Annotated in this window: 1 protein-coding gene; it reads left to right on the forward strand. The window is 36.6% G+C overall.

Going from position 1 to position 977, the window contains the following annotated elements; translation table 11 throughout:
• Positions 1 to 977, forward strand: a 977-nt coding sequence (locus CDA54_RS19675) for a hypothetical protein (protein ID WP_180237286.1), incomplete at both ends; no start/stop codon positions are given.

Here is a 977-nt window from a genome sequence, read left to right on the forward strand (position 1 = left end):
ACTTTAATCGTACCATTGTCGAACATTTAAGAATGTACCCAGACATTGAAGATTCGATACTTCTATACGCAACAATGGCTGCAATGGAAGGTAAGAGTACCGAAGACGTAATCAAGTTTATTTCTGGAGTTACAAAAAATAATTGGAATGCAAACATATGGCCAAGAATGATAGATTTTTGGAGTTTGCACTCTGTTCCTGAAATTGAAACAGACCAAATCATTTCAAACCTTTCACAAATTGGCACAGTGTATTTGCCTTTTCAATATGACTCACCCTTCTCCAGATTACAAATGTCTTCCTCTATTTTTTCGGATTACAGACAAGAATTTTCATTGGAGTCAGAAGAGGTAGATAAGTCAGAGTTTTCGGGTTCACATTCCTCATTAAAGGAGACCCTGGAAAAGGATTATCCCTTGCTCTTTATTAAAACAGAGGAAAGTTGTATTTCGAGTGGGAAAAGTACAAGTGAAGAAGCTGAGCTTAAAATTGTAGATAAAGGAAAGTTGCCTAAGCCCGTGGCGAAAAATGATTATCCTGAGCTTGAGTCTCTTTGCCCTTCAGATAAAAGCGATTACATGGATACTATAATTCTTGCTAAAGATTTCTTACATAAAAATGGGCTGAAAAATGTAAACTTTAATGATATAGAATCCTTGGACGATTTAGATTGGCGGTCGATTAACGCATACACTTCTTCATTGAGAAAGAGTGAGAGAAGCAAATTAATCTCCTATGTTTATTCTGGGATTTATCGTGAAAACCCACAACAAGGAAGTATCTATAAGGCTTTCTTCGATAAAGGCTTTTTTGTCAAGGAAGCGGATGCAGAATTCTTATCTGTAATCATGAGAAGTAAGCCGGCTTTAGAGTTGATTAGCCGCATGAAATTAGGTAGTTACATTGAAGAAGACTCAGGTATGGGACTACCTCTTCTCTCGCTTATATCAAATAATAGTCATCTCGCCTTACAATCA

It is taken from the genome of Lacimicrobium alkaliphilum (genome assembly GCF_002591895.1).
Classification (GTDB): domain Bacteria; phylum Pseudomonadota; class Gammaproteobacteria; order Enterobacterales; family Alteromonadaceae; genus Lacimicrobium; species Lacimicrobium alkaliphilum.